This is a genomic window from Acinetobacter sp. M5A5_2a (assembly GCF_053345265.1).
This window is the reverse complement of record NZ_JBKEZV010000010.1, coordinates 108,867-122,692: the sequence shown is the minus strand read 5'-3', so window position 1 is coordinate 122,692 and position 13,826 is coordinate 108,867. Positions and strand designations below refer to the sequence as shown.

Annotated in this window: 17 protein-coding genes; 7 read left to right on the top strand and 10 right to left on the bottom strand. The window is 38.5% G+C overall.

The features are described 5' to 3' along the window. Positions 1–32 precede the first annotated feature (32 nt). The gene (locus tag ACLBWE_RS14160) at positions 33–1,748 is read left to right on the top strand and encodes a proline--tRNA ligase (RefSeq protein WP_447603629.1); all 1,716 of its coding nucleotides are present in this window, start codon (positions 33–35) and stop codon (positions 1,746–1,748) included. 55 nt (positions 1,749–1,803) lie between these two features. Here ACLBWE_RS14160 and ACLBWE_RS14155 read toward each other — a convergent pair whose 3' ends face one another. From ACLBWE_RS14155 to ACLBWE_RS14140, 4 genes are all read right to left on the bottom strand, one after another. Further along, entirely contained in the window at positions 1,804–2,145 is a 342-nt protein-coding gene (locus ACLBWE_RS14155; RefSeq protein WP_004638995.1) for a YegP family protein, read from the bottom strand. Between the two features lie 210 nt (positions 2,146–2,355). After that, positions 2,356–2,700 carry a zinc ribbon domain-containing protein YjdM gene (locus tag ACLBWE_RS14150; protein WP_447603626.1) on the bottom strand — a complete coding sequence of 115 codons (345 nt, stop codon included), beginning with the start codon at positions 2,698–2,700 and terminating at the stop codon, positions 2,356–2,358. A gap of 91 nt (positions 2,701–2,791) precedes the next feature. Further along, the gene (locus ACLBWE_RS14145) at positions 2,792–3,148 is read right to left on the bottom strand and encodes a DUF488 domain-containing protein (RefSeq protein ID WP_447603624.1); all 357 of its coding nucleotides are present in this window, start codon (positions 3,146–3,148) and stop codon (positions 2,792–2,794) included. Positions 3,149–3,290: 142 nt separating this feature from the next. Then, the gene (locus ACLBWE_RS14140; RefSeq protein ID WP_080592459.1) at positions 3,291–3,743 is read right to left on the bottom strand and encodes an SRPBCC family protein; all 453 of its coding nucleotides are present in this window, start codon (positions 3,741–3,743) and stop codon (positions 3,291–3,293) included. 39 nt (positions 3,744–3,782) lie between these two features. Here ACLBWE_RS14140 and ACLBWE_RS14135 point away from each other — a divergent pair, with 39 nt between their 5' ends. The 4 genes from ACLBWE_RS14135 (at position 3,783) to ACLBWE_RS14120 (ending at position 6,550) form a co-directional block, all read left to right on the top strand. Beyond that, complete coding sequence (locus ACLBWE_RS14135) at positions 3,783–3,899, top strand: hypothetical protein (protein ID WP_309953179.1); 117 nt, start codon at positions 3,783–3,785, stop codon at positions 3,897–3,899. Between the two features lie 59 nt (positions 3,900–3,958). After that, on the top strand, positions 3,959–4,681 hold the full coding sequence (ygfZ, locus tag ACLBWE_RS14130; RefSeq protein WP_447603621.1) for a CAF17-like 4Fe-4S cluster assembly/insertion protein YgfZ: 723 nt from the start codon (positions 3,959–3,961) through the stop codon (positions 4,679–4,681). A gap of 148 nt (positions 4,682–4,829) precedes the next feature. Then, a complete protein-coding gene (locus ACLBWE_RS14125; protein WP_004638987.1) occupies positions 4,830–5,540 on the top strand; it encodes a DsbC family protein in 711 nt (236 codons plus the stop codon). A gap of 185 nt (positions 5,541–5,725) precedes the next feature. Beyond that, positions 5,726–6,550 carry a tetratricopeptide repeat protein gene (locus ACLBWE_RS14120; RefSeq protein ID WP_092708752.1) on the top strand — a complete coding sequence of 275 codons (825 nt, stop codon included), beginning with the start codon at positions 5,726–5,728 and terminating at the stop codon, positions 6,548–6,550. A gap of 34 nt (positions 6,551–6,584) precedes the next feature. Here the strand turns inward: ACLBWE_RS14120 and ACLBWE_RS14115 are convergent, their stop codons facing one another. The 4 genes from ACLBWE_RS14115 to ACLBWE_RS14100 form a co-directional block, all read right to left on the bottom strand. Further along, positions 6,585–7,508: an AEC family transporter gene (locus ACLBWE_RS14115; protein WP_045435448.1), complete on the bottom strand. Its 924-nt coding sequence runs from the start codon at positions 7,506–7,508 to the stop codon at positions 6,585–6,587. 55 nt (positions 7,509–7,563) lie between these two features. Continuing rightward, positions 7,564–8,673 carry an NADH:flavin oxidoreductase/NADH oxidase gene (locus ACLBWE_RS14110; protein ID WP_447603618.1) on the bottom strand — a complete coding sequence of 370 codons (1,110 nt, stop codon included), beginning with the start codon at positions 8,671–8,673 and terminating at the stop codon, positions 7,564–7,566. Between the two features lie 9 nt (positions 8,674–8,682). Then, complete coding sequence (locus ACLBWE_RS14105) at positions 8,683–10,812, bottom strand: TonB-dependent receptor family protein (RefSeq protein ID WP_447603616.1); 2,130 nt, start codon at positions 10,810–10,812, stop codon at positions 8,683–8,685. A 133-nt stretch (positions 10,813–10,945) separates the two neighbouring features. After that, positions 10,946–11,518: a DNA-3-methyladenine glycosylase gene (locus ACLBWE_RS14100; protein ID WP_447603763.1), complete on the bottom strand. Its 573-nt coding sequence runs from the start codon at positions 11,516–11,518 to the stop codon at positions 10,946–10,948. Between the two features lie 70 nt (positions 11,519–11,588). On the opposite strand from ACLBWE_RS14100, the gene mutM reads away from it, so the two are divergent. Beyond that, entirely contained in the window at positions 11,589–12,413 is an 825-nt protein-coding gene (gene mutM, locus ACLBWE_RS14095) for a bifunctional DNA-formamidopyrimidine glycosylase/DNA-(apurinic or apyrimidinic site) lyase (protein ID WP_447603614.1), read from the top strand. 18 nt (positions 12,414–12,431) lie between these two features. Continuing rightward, entirely contained in the window at positions 12,432–12,722 is a 291-nt protein-coding gene (locus ACLBWE_RS14090; RefSeq protein WP_003655265.1) for a peptidylprolyl isomerase, read from the top strand. A gap of 10 nt (positions 12,723–12,732) precedes the next feature. Here the strand turns inward: ACLBWE_RS14090 and ACLBWE_RS14085 are convergent, their stop codons facing one another. Together ACLBWE_RS14085 and mscL are read right to left on the bottom strand one after the other, a co-directional pair. Then, positions 12,733–13,086 (bottom strand): gamma-glutamylcyclotransferase family protein, encoded by a 354-nt coding sequence (locus ACLBWE_RS14085; RefSeq protein WP_209735063.1) that lies wholly within the window; start codon positions 13,084–13,086, stop codon positions 12,733–12,735. A gap of 141 nt (positions 13,087–13,227) precedes the next feature. Beyond that, complete coding sequence (gene mscL, locus ACLBWE_RS14080; RefSeq protein ID WP_045435462.1) at positions 13,228–13,659, bottom strand: large conductance mechanosensitive channel protein MscL; 432 nt, start codon at positions 13,657–13,659, stop codon at positions 13,228–13,230. Between the last annotated feature and the right edge of the window lie 167 nt (positions 13,660–13,826).

The window sequence follows — 13,826 nt, the reverse complement described above, 5'->3', positions numbered from 1 at the left end:
TTTTATAACGCTTAACTTTTAGGACTTTTTCCATGCGCGCAAGCCGCTTTTTATTTGCAACGTTGAGAGAAACCCCAAATGATGCTGAAGTGATTTCACACCAGCTCATGTTACGTGCGGGGATGATTCGTAAATTGGCATCTGGTTTATATACATGGCTGCCGATGGGAACACGTGTGCTTAAAAAAGTAGATGCAATTGTTCGTGAAGAAATGAACCGTTCAGGTGCAATGGAAGTATTCATGCCCGTGACTCAACCCGCAAGTCTTTGGGAAGAATCAGGTCGCTACGAACAGTACGGTCCTGAACTATTACGCTTTAAAGATCGCCATGCAAACCCATTTGTACTTGGACCAACGCATGAAGAAGTTATTACGGATATGGCGCGTAACGAACTCAAAAGTTATAAGCAGCTTCCTGTAAATTTCTATCAAATTCAAACCAAATTCCGTGATGAAATTCGTCCACGTTTTGGGGTAATGCGTTCACGTGAGTTCATCATGAAAGATGCTTATTCTTTCCATGCAACTCAAGAATCGTTACAAGAAACTTATGACGTGATGTACGACACATACAGCCGTATTTTCACTCGCTTAGGCTTAGACTTCCGCCCAGTACAAGCAGATACAGGTTCAATTGGTGGTTCAGCTTCACATGAGTTTCACGTTTTGGCTTCAAGTGGTGAAGATGACATCGCATTTTCAACTGAATCTGATTATGCAGCAAACGTTGAAATGGCTGAGGCTGTTTTAGTGGGCGAACGTGCAGCACCTACACAAGAATTTAAATTGGTTGAAACACCAAACCAAAAAACGATTGACGATGTCTGTCAATTCTTAAATGCTGATCCTAAGCAATCTGTTAAAGCATTATTGGTTCAAGGCGTTGCTGACGAAAAAGGTCAGGTTCCTGTCGTTGCTTTATTTGTACGTGGTGACCACGAACTTAATGAGATTAAAGCTGAGAAGCATCCTTTAGTGGCTGCCCCTCTTACTTTTGCAACTGAAGAACAACTTCAAGCATTTGGTTTAACTGCTGGCTTTACAGGTCCACAAGGTTTAGTCGAAAAAGGCTTAACTGTGATTGTTGACCGCGCTGCATCTGTTCTTTCAGACTTTGTTGCTGGTGCAAATGAAACTGACAAACATGCTGTAGGTGTAAACTGGGAACGTGATGCGCAAATTACCGAAGTTTTCGATTTGCGTAATGTAGTTGAAGGCGATCCATCTCCAGATGGTAAAGGCACACTACAAATTAAACGTGGTATTGAAGTAGGCCATATTTTCCAACTTGGTACTAAATACTCTGAAGCTTTAGGTTGTAAAGTTTTAGGTGAAGATGGCAAACCATTTACAGTAACTATGGGATGTTACGGTATTGGTGTAACACGTGTTGTAGCGGCTGCAATTGAACAAAACTACGATGACAAAGGCATTATCTGGCCACAAGCCATTGCACCTTTTGAAATTGCAATTGTTCCAATGAATGCGCACAAATCACCACGTACTCTTGAAGCAGCAGAATCTCTTTATGCAGAACTTCAGGCACAAGGTTTTGATGTATTACTTGATGACCGTAACGAACGTCCGGGCGTTAAATTCTCTGACCTTGAATTGATGGGTATTCCACACCGTATTGTGATCGGTGAAAAAGGTCTTGATGCAGGCACTTTTGAATATAAAGGCCGCCGAGATGCTGAAGCGAGCAATTTAACCAAAGAAGAACTTTTAGCCAAGTTAGCGCGTTAATAAATACATAAATAAAAAAGCAGCTTTTAGAAGCTGCTTTTTTTTAACTGAGTTTTTATGCCTGAACTGTTAAATCCTTAATGGTCGTTGATGAACCATTGGTTTTAACAGACTCAATTCCTTTATCTCGTGAAGCTTCACTCGCATAGAACTGACTCGTTCCAATAATCTGATGATTTGCAGCTTTTAAATTGAAATAAGGCTTTCCATTTTTTGCAGTTAAACGCTCATATCGCGCGTCATCACCACTGTTTTTTTGAATTGATTCAATACCATTTACAGCAGAGGCTTTTGCCTTATATAGCTCACTATTTAAAATAGGTTCACCATTTCCTGCCTTTAAGATAAAGCGGTATTGACCATCACTCGCTTGTGAAATTTCGTACCATCCTGCCATAAAAACCTCATTTTTTTGTTGGTGTGGGTATGACTTTCGTTATTATTCTGGACGAAAGTTATTTGTTATTTATGACAATATAAATGGGCAATCATTCTTTGAATAGCCCATTTTTATACTTTTTCGTAATAAAATTATAATGATGTTAGGAATTTAAAAAGCAGAGATATAGACATATATCTCTGCTGAAATGTAATAATAATTAACAGTTTAAGCTTTTTTTACAAATTCCGATTTTAATTTCATCTGACCAATACCATCAATTTTACAATCGATATTGTGACCATCACTTGCATCTGGAACTAAGCGAATCGTTTTTACTTTCGTGCCTACTTTTACCACTGAAGATGAGCCTTTAATTTTTAAGTCTTTAACTACAGTCACACTGTCGCCATCGGCTAAAATATTTCCATTAGCATCTTTAATAATTTCTTGTTCTTCAATTGCTAACGCATCTCCTTCTTTCCACTCATTTGAGCATTCAGGACAAATCAATAAGTCGCCATCTTGGTAAGTATATTCTGATTGGCATTTTGGGCAATTTGGCAAAGACATGAAAAAAATCTCAAAAAGTATATTATGCGAGATATGACTCATTTTTTAAAGTTTTAAATAAAAGACTTTTACCAAAAAAAAATTTATACATTCATTTTGAGTTTTTGCTTAATAAATATTCTTTCAAAATAATTGCATGGTTATTTTCAAGATCTTTTGCTGAATATAAGAGCGTGACTTTATGCTTCGATGCGATCTCTTGTAGCTCTTTCACTGCTGGGTTGGTTTCAAGCTCCTCCAGATAACGCTGCTTAAACTCTTTCCAATGATCTGGTGTTGCTGCATGGAACCATTTTCGAAGTTCAGTTGAAGGAGCCACTTCTTTTAGCCATAAATCTAAATGAGCATTTTCTTTGCTAATTCCCCTACTCCATAGGCGGTCAACCAAAATGCGCTTTCCATCACTAGGGTCAGCATTTTCATAAATTCTTTTAATGTGTATATCCATAGCCTTTCTCTGCGTAAGGTTTATATTTTAGCCCTATAAAATCATTCAATATTTTTTTCATTTTGGATAGATCTGATAAAAGAAAAGTGAGTAGATTTAGCTCCACTCACTTTTTAAATATTGAATTAAAATTTGAGAAGGTTTACTGATCAGGAATATCTGCTTCTATCAACAAAGTTAGTAAAGATAAGGATTCTTGCCACCCTAAGTAGCAGGCTTCCACAGGAATAACTTCCGGTATTCCTTCTTGCGTAATATGCACTTCTGTACCTACCAATACTGTTTTTAATGTAATAGTGACCTGCATAGTCCCAGGTAAATTTGGGTCATCAAATTGGTCGTTATAGCGAATTAATTCATTTGGAACTAATTCAACATAGGTTCCACCAAAAGCATGTGTTGAACCTGTCGAAAAATTGGTAAAACTCATTTTGTATGAGCCACCCACACTTGAATCAAAACTATGGACCTTTGCGGTAAAACCATGAGGTGGTAACCACTTTACTAAAGCATCCGGATCTAAAAATGCACGATAAACACGTTCGGCTGGTGCCTTAAACACTCGATGAAATTTCACTGTACCTGTTGCCATCATTATTCTCCTTATTTTAATTTCCTTTGAATTATCGAAATTATGTTTATTAGCTTAAACCTTCGGATTCATTCGAACGTATATTTTTGGTGTTTTTTTAAACAAAAAAGCTATCTTTTATGCAAAATCAAAATAAGAAAACTATGGCTGATTTTTTAGTAAAAATGGAGCAAAATAGTCAGCAATCATAAAGAAACATATTGAATTTGAGATTAATCATGAGTCTGCTCGCTTTCTCCTCATATGCTTTAAACGGTGTAGATGCACAAAAGTTTTTACAAGGCCAAGTTACTGTAGATACTGAACGTTTAGCTGAAAATAAAACACGCTATACAGCCATCTGTGATCTTAAAGGTCGTATCCACTTTGGCTTGTGGTTAAAAAAGATTAATGCTGAAAGTTTTGAAATCGTAGTTGCTCAAGATCAAGCAGAAGAGTTTGCCAAGCATATTAAAAAATTTGGTGCTTTTTCGAAAATGACTTTGAGTGAACAAGGTCCTGCTTTTCCAAAAATCTCTGGTCATCAGACTGAGTTTTCTGCACTAGAAACTGATATTTCTGAATGGCAAAAACAAGCTATTCTTTCTGGTCAAGCTTGGATTACACAGGCAACAGAACACGAGTTTCAACCACAGGAATTGCGTTTGCACCAACGCGAAGGCGTTAATTACGATAAGGGCTGTTACCTAGGTCAAGAAATTGTGGCGCGCCTTTGGTTTAAAGCAAAACCAAAACACTGGTTACATCTAGTGCAAGGTACAGGTGAAGCACCTGCAGCGAAAGCTCAACTTCATAACGATGTCGAAGTGGTCAATAGTGTTGCAAATGATGAAGGCTATCTTGCTTTAGTCGTAGCTAAACCTGCTGCTCTAGAAGAGCTAGGACTTCAAGTTCTAGATTTACCTGAAGCTTTAAGCGGTGATGTTGCCAGACCACAATAACTTATTGTTTGTTTGATTAGAAAGCCCACCTCTACACTTGTGGGCTTTTTTATAGATACAAAATACTAATGAATTCATTAAATTAGAACGTCAATTTTTTAAGTTTTATATGCCATCATTAACCCTGTTGAAATTAAAGAGAAAAAAGATGAAAACTAAACTTGCTACACTCATGTTGAGTTTGGCTATTTTCGGTTCTGCTCATGCTGATGTTAAAACACTTGAACAAAATCTTAAGACCAATTATCCAGATTTGCCTGTAAAGGGTGTTTATCAATCTCCTGTACAAGGCATTTATGAAGTGTATACAAGTGGTCGCATTGTCTATACCAACCAAGATGCCAAATATTTTTTTGTAGGTAATTTAGTCGACATCAAACAACAAAAAAATATGACTGATGAGCGAATTGCTGAATTGGGTAAGATTGATGTTAAAAGTTTGCCACTCAATCAAGCGATTAAATATGTAAAAGGAAAAGGCGAACGCACGATCTATATCTTTAGCGATCCTGACTGCCCATATTGCCAACACTTAGAACAAAATATGGTTGGAGTAGACAACGTAACGGTATATGTCTTCCTTTACCCTCTTACCAGTTTGCATCCGAACGCCGAAAAAGTATCTAATCAAATCTGGTGTTCAAAAAATCCGGCAGAGGCATGGACCAACTATATGCTTAACCGTAAGTTACCTACAACGAGCAAAAACTGTTCGACACCAATTCAGAAAAATATAGCTTTAGGTAATAAATTAAATATTGATGGAACACCTACTCTATTCTTACAAGATGGTCAAAGAATCGCGGGTGTACCGAGTGATGCTAAACAAATTGAGGCATTACTCAAGTCAGCAAAATAAGAATCTTACCCACTCTGGTTTAATGACATGAGTGGGTATTTTTTCTCCACAATTTGCCCAAAGTGCAGTGCTTTATATACAAATCGGCTGTTTACTTTCAGCGTTCAAGATTTATGATGAGAACTTGAAACTATTTTAATGCATCAACGGAATGATGTAGCTACGAAGTAAAAGGTTAAAAAGAAATGAAGAAATTACTAATCGCAAGCCTAATCACCTTTTCAAGTGCATCAATTTTTGCAGCAGATAATACTGCCGCTGCTGCTAAAACAGATGCTTTTAAACAAGCTGAACAACTCTATGCAGCAAAAAATTACCCAGCTGCATTTCAGGAAATGCAACGCCTAGCTCAAACAGGTAATGCTCAAGCCATCTATAACTTAGGTTACATGACCCAAACTGGGCAAGGCACAGCAAAAGATTCTTCTAAAGCCCTTAAATATTATGAAGATGCATCTAATAAAGGCTACGCCCAAGCGAGTTACACACTCGCTCAAATCTATGAGACAGGCGAACTAGGAGTTGCCAAAGATAGCAACAAATTCAGTCAATATATTCAAAAAGCATCGGCTCAAGGTTCTGATGATGCGACTGTAAAAATTGCTACGATTTTATTTGCTCAGAAAAAACCGCAATCACATCAAATCGCTCTGCAAAAGTTAGCGCCATTAATTAGAAAGGGCAACTACCCTGCGATTCAGGTCAAAGCCCTTTATGATATTAGCCAAGGTGTGGAAAATAAAAACCCACTCATGAAACGTCAAGGCATTGAGTCCTTACAATCAATTGCGCAAAAAGGTTATGCACCGGCTTCTATGGCTTTAGCGACCATGATGGCGAATGGCAATATCATTCCACAAAATTTGCCACAGGCTAAAAAGATTTTTACTGAGTTAGCTAACCAAAATGTTCCCAATGCTAGAGAATCTTTAGCTTCGGTTGATAAAATTATTGCAGAAAAAAGTAAACAACCAGCCACTGCTCCAGCACAGCCAGCCCCGAAAAAATAGTGAATGACTTAAGCCCCGCGAGGGGCTTTTTAATTTACCACCACAAAGCAATAAGTCCGCTCACCCCAATAAAACCAACAACGGTACTAATCATTAAAGGTGTTAAGGCCTTCTCATTTAGACCATATGCTTGTCCAAAAATTCCAAAAGCAATTGGCATCGGTAAAGCAGCAATTAATGTTCCAGCGTAAAGCATTTCACGGCTTACATCTGGAGTCATTAAAAAGAGTGCAAAAATAACAGATGGCATTAGGATAACTTTAAATGTCGCCAACAAAACACTTTGCATGTTTACTGTTGTAATTCCAATCCCAACTAAGCTTCCCCCAATTGCAAACAAAGCCAAAGGTGATGCCGTGCGCCCAAGTAATTCCAAAGACTGATCAAGAGTCGTAGGAAGGTTAACATCTAAAAGAATGCATCCCATCCCAACCAAAATAGCGATAATCACTGGATTCTTGAGTAAATTCAAAAAGGTTTGTTTTAACAGTGGTAAAAGATTCTGTTGTTGATGTAAGCCAGCTTCGGCCAAAATCAACATGAGTGCCACAATCAATAAATTTTCAATGATTAAGGTTAAAGAAATATAAATCGCTGCGTGATTGCCAATCAACATAGTCAAAATAGCAGTTCCCATGAACCCAGTATTGGACATCGAAGCGCCCATCGCAATTACGGCGCTATGGGTTAAACTATTTTTAAAATATTTTCGATAAAGAATAAAAGCTAAGAAAAATAAAATTAAAGAGCCACCGCCATAAGCAACAAAGTAAGCAGGATGCCAAATGTCTTGTAAGTTTTTATTTGCTAAAGAATGAATTAAAAAAGCTGGCAAAGAAATTTTAATCACAAATGCGCTAAGTGCCCGGATCTGTTCAGGCGTTACCAATTTGATGAGAACACAAACATAGCCCATCAATAGCAATATCAAGATAGGCAAAATAACCTGAAAAACCACCGAAAGACCTCACTCATCTAAAGAAAACGGGCAAAGATGACTTTGCCCGATACAGTTAAAAAGAATTAAAAAGCTGTTTTACCCCGTGAGGTTGGCAACGTAAATATTGAGGTGCTATTTTAACTTCCGCGCCTAAAGCTGCTGCTGCATGCCAAGGCCATCTTGGGTCATATAACATTGCACGAGCAAGACCAATTGCATCGGCCTGATGCGAAGTAAGGATACTTTCTGCTTGTTCAGGTTCGGTAATCAGCCCTACAGCAATGACTGGAATAGACACATGTTTTTTCACTTGTTCAGCAAATGGAACCTGATAACCAGCGCCAATCTTAATAGATTGATGTTCGTGTAAACCACCACTAGACACATGCACATAGGCTGCGCCCAACTGCTCTAAAGCTTTTGATAAACCAACGGTAGATTCGATATCCCAGTGTTCTACACCGTCTAACCAATCGGTCGCAGACAATCTAACTCCCACTGGATAACCAGCAGGAACAGCCAATTTAATTGCTTGAAGAACCTCAAGGGCCATACGCATACGGTTTTCTAAAGAACCGCCGTATTCATCTGTACGCTGATTCGCAATTGGCGATAAAAATTGATGTAACAAGTAACCATGCGCAGCATGAACTTCGATTAACTCAAAGCCAGCTTCTACAGCACGTTTTGCAGCGGCCGAAAAATCTTGTTGAACTTGTTTAATTTCATCAATGGTTAAAGCATGGGGTGCAGCATCATGAACAGAAAAGGTACTTTCACTTGGGGCAACAGTTTGCCAACCATGTGGCTGATCTTTTGGAATTTGCCCTTTGCCTAACCATGGTTTTTCAGTAGAAGCCTTACGACCTGCATGTGCTAACTGAATTCCAAATGGCATGGGTGAAAGTGTTCTAACCTTACCCAATAATATTTTGATATGGTCACGTTGCTGATCATTCCAAAGTCCAAGGTCAGCATAACTAATACGTCCCTCAGCTTGCACAGCAGTCGCCTCTACAATACAAAGCCCTGCACCAGATAATGCATAATTTGCCCATTGCTGTTCATGCCAATAGGTCACTTCACCGTCATCTGTTGCCGAATATTGGCACATTGGGGCAATTACAATTCTATTGACCAGTTGTAGTGAACCAAAGTTAACCGTTTCAAATAATTTTGCCATTTTTAATTCCTAGAATTGCTTAATTACACGTAAACCTGCGCTCCAGTTACGTCCATCCGCTGGCTCAAAGTAGCGTCCATTACCGTCATTTACGATCACTGAACCTGCATAGTTTTTATCAAATAGGTTATCAACACGGGCAAAGCTATTCACTTTCCAGTCGCCCATCACCCATGCATAACCAACATTAGCTGAGGTTACACTGTAGCTTGGCGCTGCGTCACTGTTGGTATCATTCACGTATACTTTATCCATATACTGTACATCTACACCACCATATAGACCGTGCGTAGGTTGCCAAGCCAAAGATGCATAAGCCTGATTTTTAGCAATACCTGGGATGGCATTCCCTGATGGAATTTGAGCAACACTTCCTGAGGCTGGAATATCCGCATCAAAGGTTGCATCTAAATAAGTATAGCTTGCAGTCGCAGTTAAATCTCGCCATAACTTTTTATTCCATGCAAACTCTACACCTTCACGTAAGGTTTTATCTGCATTACGGAACGTTGAACGGCCGTTAGAATTCCCTGCTGAAACAATGTCATCTTTAGTTTTAGTCTGGAAAACTGCCAAAGTAAAATCACCTAAATGATTTTGTGACTTTAAGCCTGTTTCATAGGTATCACTCGTTGATGCTGTTAAATCAAAATTAAAACCACTCAAACCATCTGGACGATATGCCATTTCAGTAAATGTCGGTGTTTCAAAACCTTTGGCATAACTCACATATGCCATAAGTTCAGGTAAAATTTGCCAACTTAAAGCAGCTGAAGGCAAAACTTTACTGTAATCAGTCTTACCACTATCGTCGCCATTACTTAAATAGTTATCTTCAGATTTGTAATGGACATTGCTATAGCGCACACCAGTGTCTAAACGCCATGTTGGCAAGAACTGCCAAGATGCTTGTAAGTATGGGTCGATATTCCACAAAATATTATCTTCATCACGGCGTAAATTACCTTTGACACCATAAGAAGGTTGACCGTTTACTAAGTTAAAGTTTTCAAAACCTTTGCGGTCTTCATCCATTGTATCAAGTGCAACACCGACACTTACAGTCGTATTGGGAAGTAACTCTTTACCCGTCCAACGGAAATCAGCACCATAATAATTACGCTCAAAATCAATCACGCCACCTGCATGGTTCACACTGGCATCTTGTGTCGACTTAGGAATAGATTGATATTGTGTCACCTGACGATTGCCTAAATATGCCATCGCATAAAGCTCATGATGGTCATTAATCGGCTTAGACCACGTCACGCCAGTTTGAGTTTGTTCAATATCTTTACGGACATTAAATTGCTTTAAAAATGGAACTTGTTGCTTTGGGTTCGCATTCCACTGGTCATGAGTTAAACCCTGCGGATCATCTGCATGAATTTTGACATAGTTAGTCACCCAGTTGATTTTGCTTCCATCATCAAGATTCCAACTGAGTTTTGCATTGTTTAATACTTTTTCTGCACCGCTATGTTCTCGGTAACCATCGGTATCGAAATATGATGAACTAATAACATAACTTGGTTCATTCGCGCTCTTTGCTCCACCTTGTAGCACGAGTCCAGCTCGGCTTTTATCATGGCTGCCTCCCGAATAGCTCAGCTCAATTGAGTCTTTCCCTTGACCTTCTTTAGTAGAAGTTAAAATTGTACCGCCCGATGAGTTTCCATAAAGCGAAGAAAAAGGTCCCGTTAGAACTTCGACATGGTCCAGACTACTTAAATCGATATTAGATGTTTGGCCTTGCCCATCTGGCATCGTTGCTGGAATACCATCCACATACAGGCGAATACCTCGAACACCAAAAGTTGAACGTGCACCAAAACCACGCATGGAGAGCTGTAAATCTTGTGCATAATTTTCGCGATTACGAATCTGTAAACTCGGTATTCCTTTCACAACGTCAGTTAAATTTACTTGTGAGGAATTATCAACTTGAGGCGCATCTATTCGAAAAACCGAAGCAGGTGTTTGCAAATAGGTTGTATCGGTACGCGTTGCTTCAACATGTAAAGTTGGCAATACCGTAATGTCTTGAGCTAAGTCATCTGCCCAAACAAGTGGGCTAGAAATACAACCCATACTCATCAAAATACAGTAATGAAGTCGGTCTAAGCGTAATAAGGACATGCTTATTTCCTTTATTTATATTGTAGTTATAATAACAAAAAGCAGTGTCTTGTCTGGATATAGAATTTGCTCTGCATTGTTTTAAATCTGGAACACACTTAATCACTATCAAAGAATTTACTACCTACTTTAATTAACGACTTAAAGAGGGATGGTCTTTCCAGCAATATCGTTCAGGCCAATCTTTTGCCTCTTCGGCATAGTCAATTCCTATACGTGGTGTCATCACCACTTCAGGCTGCGTTGATGCCGATTCAATCCACAGTCCAGATTCTTCACCTAAAGTCTGACCTTTTAAACTTCGATTAATGCCTAAATAGCGTGTCAGTTTGCCGGGTCCAGCTAAAAGCTTATATTCTTTTTTGGTTGAAGCCCCACTTAAAAATGCAGAACGAATCATCACCCCTTCAGGGATGCCTTCTGTCTGGGTAATGAGATTGAGCATTTCATACATGCCATAAATTAAATAGACATAAATCGTACCACCTGAACAATACATCACATCTGTTCGAGCAGTACGTTTATCATTGTAGCTATGGCAAGCTTTATCTCGAATTCCTAAATAAGCTTCTGTTTCAGTAATCGTACATCGAATGACGTGTCCATCAGCTTGTCGCTTACACAATACACATCCGATTAAATCATGTGCAACCTGTGAAGTTTCACGTTGAAACCAGCTTAATGGTAAAATATCTGACCTAGTAATCTCTGAAATATTACATACCACACGATATACTTGATTATTCCAGTATATCTGTTAATTCTGCGAGTTGGCGATGCCTGAGTTACCCGAAGTCGAAACAACTAAAACCAGTTTATTTCCCTTATTGAATCAAAAAGTTCAAAGTGTAGAAGTACGTAACCCGAGCTTACGCTGGGCAATACCAGATGATGTTCAAAAACTTGTTGGGCAACGTCTTATTGGATTAAATCGACGTTCAAAATATATCTTGGCAAACTTTGAACAAGATCAAATGCTTTGGCATTTAGGAATGTCAGGCAGCTTCCGCTTGTGTCAGCCAAATGATGAGCTGAGAAAACATGATCACTTCATCATTCGCTTTGAGGAACATGAGTTACGTTATCATGACCCACGTCGCTTTGGCTGCATTCTCTGGCTAAACTCTGAAACACAAGGGAAGTTGATTGATACTTTAGGACCTGAACCTTTAAGTACTGACTTTAATGCAGAATATTTAGCTTCAAAACTTAAAAATAAATCTGTCGGCACAAAAATTGCACTTATGGATAATCATGTTGTGGTTGGTGTTGGCAATATTTATGCAACTGAAAGTTTATTTAATGTCGGGATCCATCCCGCACAGCCTGCTGCGGACCTTAGCTTTGAACAAATCGAGAAACTGGTGATCGAAATCAAACGGATTTTAAAATCAGCTATTGATTTAGGCGGTTCGACCTTACGTGATTACAGCAATGCCATGGGTGAAAATGGTTATTTCCAACAGACCCTTTTGGCGTATGGACGTGCCGGACAGATGTGTGTTAACTGTGAAACCGCATTAGAAAACTTGAAACTTGGACAACGTGCAAGTGTATTTTGCCCAGAGTGCCAACCCCTCAAAAAGCCCAATAAGCTCTAATTTTCAGAGGAAGTCATAATGCAAACAGCAATCGTCCGACATATTCTGGTCAAAGATAAAGACTTAGCTGAACAGTTAAAAAAGAAGCTACAAAGTGGTGCTGACTTTGCCAAACTTGCCAAGCAATATTCAACTTGTAATTCAGCAAAACGCGGTGGTGAATTAGGCGAAGTCAAAAAAGGACAGCTGGTACCAGTGATTGATAAAGTAGTGTTTACAGCCGCCGAACGTGTACTACAAGGACCAATAAAAAGCCAATTTGGTTATCATCTTTTAGAAGTTAAATTTAGAATGAGTAGCTTACGTTGATTCCATTATTTTAATTGTGGTTTTCAGAAGCTTGAGCCTGTGCATTCAGTTGATATGTCCAAGCTTTGATCTGTTCACCTGACTCAAGCTTCACATCTGCTATGACACGTTGATATTGAAAACCTTCAAAATCATCAAGCATCTGCCAGTTTTCTGCCAGTTTTTCTGTGCTAAAAAGATAACCCTCTACCCAATCGGCTTTTGCGTCTAAAACAATTGCTTTTAAGCCTTTGTCGGGTCCCCAATCTAAAATATGAATCACACCACGCACAGTGGCTTTTGTCCAGTTACCGCCAATCTGCTCTAAAATATGAGCATTTGCTTTATTTGGACATAAGGTTCCATACACAAAAAGCTGATTCATTTATTTATACCCCTTTTACAATATGTGTAATTGAACTTATCGATAGCCTTTCAATTTTATCAATATCTTTAGTCCAACATAAAATACTTAGTAATAAAAAACGGCACCTTTAGTACCGTTTTTTATTACTTCAGAAGATTGTTAAGCTTGCTTTTTCAACTCATCACGAATTTCACGTAATAATTGAATATCTTCAGGAGTTGCAGCTGGAGCTTCTGGCTCTTCTTTATTACGGCGAAGTTTATTTAATAATTTCACCATTAAGAACACAACCCAAGCCAAAATAATAAAGTTAATTAAAATGGTGAGGAAATTGCCATAGGTTAAAACATTAATACCTGCTTTTTGCAAAGCATCTAAAGATTGCAGATTGGTAGGGTTTGCTCCTAGAACAATGAATTTCTGCGAAAAATCAACACCACCACCCGTAATTACACTGATCAGCGGCATGATAATATCTTTTACTAAAGAGTCTACGATTTTGCCAAAAGCACCACCAATAATCACACCAATGGCTAAATCCATCATATTGCCTTTCACGGCAAATTCTTTAAATTCTTGAATAATACTCATCTAAACATCTCCAGATGTCGGGGGTTAAAACACGTTATATTTTTCTTTTCATTGGCATCTTATCCATTTAGATAGTAATCGCCATGATATTGATAATTTAATATTTTTATCAAAAAAAGAAAGTTATTTCACACTTTAACAACATATTAACTGATAAGAAAAATATG